Here is a 3,330-nt window from a genome sequence, read left to right on the forward strand (position 1 = left end):
CGCCGCGGGGGAAGGCGTCGCCTTGCGGGGCGCGCCGGGCTTGGCAGCGGTCTTGCCGGCGTTGCCACCGGGACCCTGCAAAGCGTCAGTCAACTTGCGCACGACCGGCGCCTCGATCGTCGAGGACGCCGAACGGACGAATTCACCGAGTTCTTGGAGCTTGGCCATGACGACCTTGCTCTCCACACCGAACTCCTTGGCGAGTTCGTATACCCGGACCTTAGCCACTTCGCTCCTTTATAGGTCCGGTTACCGCCGGACCGTCGCTACTTCATGGGCGTACTCATCGCGTACTCATCGAGTGCTCATCGCAATCTCGACCTACTTCCAACTCGCGAGGTACCTGACCGCACGGTGTTCCGTGCCGTACTTCTTGTTCACTGCGGTGCCGCCTGCTCGACGTGGTGACGGAGTGTCTCCGTGTCGAGCGGCCCCTGGACCTTGAAGGCCCTCGGGAAGGCCCGGCGGCGGACCGCCAGGTCGAGACAGACCACGGCGGGGTGCAGGTACGCACCCCGGCCGGGCAGCGTACCGCGATGATCAGGAACGCACTCGTCCTTGTTCACCACGATCCGCAGCAGATCGCTCTTGGCCGCTCGCTCCCGGCATCCCACACAGGTTCGCTCAGGGCACGCGCAGGCATGCGTCCGGCCAGACACGATTAAGTCTACCTCCCCGTACCGACCTCACCCGTTTGGGGCAAAAATCGAACAGCTGTTGGCCAAAAACGGTCTCAGTCCTGCGGACCGGCCGGCTCCGTGTCCGGACGGATGTCGATCCGCCAGCCGGTCAGACGCGCGGCGAGGCGGGCGTTCTGGCCCTCCTTGCCGATCGCGAGCGACAGCTGGTAGTCCGGCACCGTCACCCGGGCGGAGCGGGCGGCGAGGTCGACGACCTCGACCTTGGAGACCCGCGCCGGCGAGAGCGCGTTCGCCACCATCTCGGCCGGGTCGTCCGACCAGTCGACGATGTCGATCTTCTCGCCGAGCAGCTCGGCCATCACGTTGCGGACGCGGCTGCCCATCGGGCCGATGCAGGCGCCCTTGGGGTTCAGGCCCGAACGGGTGGAACGGACGGCGATCTTGGTGCGGTGACCGGCCTCGCGGGCGATCGCCGCGATCTCGACCGAGCCGTCGGCGATCTCCGGCACCTCCAGGGCGAAGAGCTTCTTCACCAGGTTGGGGTGCGTGCGCGAGAGGGTGACGGACGGACCGCGGACACCCTTCGCCACCCGGACGACGTACGTGCGCAGCCGCAGACCGTGCGTGTACTCCTCGCCCGGCACCTGCTCCTGCACCGGAAGGATGGCCTCCAGCTTGTCGTCCAGCTTGACGAGGACGTTCTTCGGGTCCTTGCCCTGCTGCACCACACCGGCGACGACGTCGCCCTCGCGGCGCGCGTACTCGCCGAAGGTCACGTCGTTCTCGGCGTCCCGCAGCCGCTGCTGGATGACCTGGCGGGCGGTGCTCGCCGCGATCCGGCCGAAGTCCGACGGGGTGTCGTCGAAGTCCTTGGGCTCCTGGCCCTCCTCCAGGTCGGAGGGGTCCTCCTTCGCCCACACCGTCACGTGACCGGTGGCCCGGTTCAGCTCCACGCGCGCGTGGCGACGGGCGTCGGGGGTGCGGTGGTACGCGATGAGGAGGGCCGACTCGATCGCCTCGACCAGCATCTCGAAGGAGATTTCCTTCTCCTGTGCCAAGCCCTTCAGGAGCTTCACGTCGATGTCCACGGCTACGCCTCCTCTTCCTTCTTGTCCTTGCGGTTGAACTCGATCTCGACACGCGCCTTGACGATCTCGGCGAACTCGACCCGGCGGGCGGTGGGCTTGCGCCCCTTCACGCCCGGCACCTCCATGTCGAGGCCGTCCTCGTCCACGGCGAGGATGCGCGCGACCAGGTCCCCGCCCTCGGCCAGCTGGAGCTTCGCCAGACGGCCGGTGGCACGCACGTAGTGGCGGTGCTCGGTGAGGGGACGCTCGGCGCCGGGGGAGCTGACTTCGAGGACGTACTCGCCCTCGCCCATCGCGTCGGTCTCGTCCAGCTTCTCGGAGATCTCGCGGCTCAGCTCGGCACAAACGTCCAGCTCCACGCCCTCGTCCGAGTCGACGACGATCCGCAGCAGCCCGCGGCGGCCGGCCCGGGACACCTCGATCTCTTCCAGATCCAGGTCCTTGGCGGCGACGAGCGGCTCCACGAGTCCGCGCAGCCTGTCGCTCTGGGTGGTGCTCATCCGGGTGACTCCTCGGCCGCGTGTGCTGTTGTGGGTTCGTCGCGTGTCGTCGCGTGTCAGCACAAAGGGTATCCGGTCCGGGAGGGTGTTGCCGTCCACCGCCCCGGGGCCCGCGGGTACGCTCGCCTGCGGTGATCTCGACGATCTTCGACGACGACGGCAGCCGGGGAGAGAAGGCGTGACGACGACGGGCAGACGCGCACTCCTCGTGGCGGGTGCGGCGGCGGGGGCGACGGTCCTGGTGGGCTGCACCTCTTCGGCCGGCGGGCAGACCCGCCGGCCGAGCGCCGCCGAACTCGAGGCCGAACGGGCGGCACGCGCCGAGGCGGCCCTGCGGCTGCGGTCGGCGACCCTCGCCCACTCCCTCCTCGAACGTTACGACGCGACCCTCGCGGCCCACCCGGCCCTGGCGCCGCGGCTGACGGCTCTGCGGAGCACGGTGGCGGCGCACGCGAAGGCGCTGGGCGAGGACGGGACGACGACGAAGCGTCCTGCGGCCACCGGGTCCGCGTCCCCGGAGACCTCCGTGACCCCGGCCGCCACCGTGCCCGCCTCCGCGCCCGCCCCTGCCTCCGCTTCCGCGAAGTCCGCGGCCACCCCCGCGCCCGTACGGGTGGCAGCCGACCCCCGGGGCGCCCTCAAGGAGCTCGCCGCCGCCGAGCGCACGGCCTCCGACGGGCACACGACCGCCCTGCTCACCGCCCCGCCCGAGTACGCCCGGCTGCTCGCCTCCGTGGCGGCCTCCGGCGCCGCCCACGCCTACCTGCTGACCGAAGGAGCCCGGGCATGAGCGCCCTCGACGCGACCCAGGCCGCGCTGGCCGCCGAGCACGCCGCGGTGTACGGGTACGGGGTCGTCGGCGGCAGGATCGGTACGGAGCGGCGGGCCGAGGCCACCGCCGCGTACGAGGCGCACCGGGCCCGCCGGGACGCGCTGCGCCGGACCGTGAAGGACCTCGGCGGGGCTCCGGTGGCGGCGGAGGCCGCGTACGAGCTGCCGTTCCCGGTCGAGGACCCGGCCGGCGCGGTGCGGCTCGCGGCCCTCCTCGAGGACCGGGTGGCCGGGGTGTACTCCGACCTCGTCCGGGCCACCGAGGGCCGC

Annotated in this window: 6 protein-coding genes; 2 read left to right on the plus strand and 4 right to left on the minus strand. The window is 71.2% G+C overall.

All coding sequences use genetic code 11. The annotated features are described in order from the left end of the window. The 4 genes from CCN56_RS36425 to rimP all read right to left on the minus strand — a co-directional run. A partial coding sequence (locus tag CCN56_RS36425; RefSeq protein WP_143664735.1) for a translation initiation factor IF-2 N-terminal domain-containing protein occupies positions 1–228 on the minus strand: 228 nt, incomplete at its 3' end. Positions 229–377: 149 nt separating this feature from the next. Next, entirely contained in the window at positions 378–659 is a 282-nt protein-coding gene (locus CCN56_RS36430) for a YlxR family protein (RefSeq protein WP_086832024.1), read from the minus strand. 74 nt (positions 660–733) lie between these two features. Continuing rightward, positions 734–1,729, minus strand: a complete 996-nt coding sequence (gene nusA / locus CCN56_RS36435) for a transcription termination factor NusA (protein WP_086832025.1) — start codon at positions 1,727–1,729, stop codon at positions 734–736. Positions 1,730–1,731: 2 nt separating this feature from the next. Beyond that, positions 1,732–2,229, minus strand: coding sequence for a ribosome maturation factor RimP (gene rimP, locus CCN56_RS36440; RefSeq protein ID WP_041131520.1), 498 nt, complete (start codon positions 2,227–2,229; stop codon positions 1,732–1,734). Between the two features lie 178 nt (positions 2,230–2,407). Here rimP and CCN56_RS36445 point away from each other — a divergent pair, with 178 nt between their 5' ends. After that, on the plus strand, positions 2,408–3,019 hold the full coding sequence (locus CCN56_RS36445) for a hypothetical protein (protein WP_086832026.1): 612 nt from the start codon (positions 2,408–2,410) through the stop codon (positions 3,017–3,019). Further along, positions 3,016–3,330 (plus strand): ferritin-like domain-containing protein (locus CCN56_RS36450; RefSeq protein ID WP_086832027.1); only part of this gene is annotated, 315 nt, incomplete at its 3' end. The genes CCN56_RS36445 and CCN56_RS36450, both read left to right, overlap by 4 nt.

The sequence above is a fragment of the Streptomyces sp. NRRL B-24572 genome (genome assembly GCF_002156145.1).
Taxonomy (GTDB): Bacteria; Actinomycetota; Actinomycetes; order Streptomycetales; family Streptomycetaceae; genus Streptomyces; species Streptomyces vietnamensis.

What these genes read in the sequence shown, in the direction of transcription:
- rimP (WP_041131520.1), bottom strand. Translation starts at nt 2,229, where the DNA reads ATGAGCACCACCCAGAGCGACAGGCTGCGCGGACTCGTGGAGCCGCTC.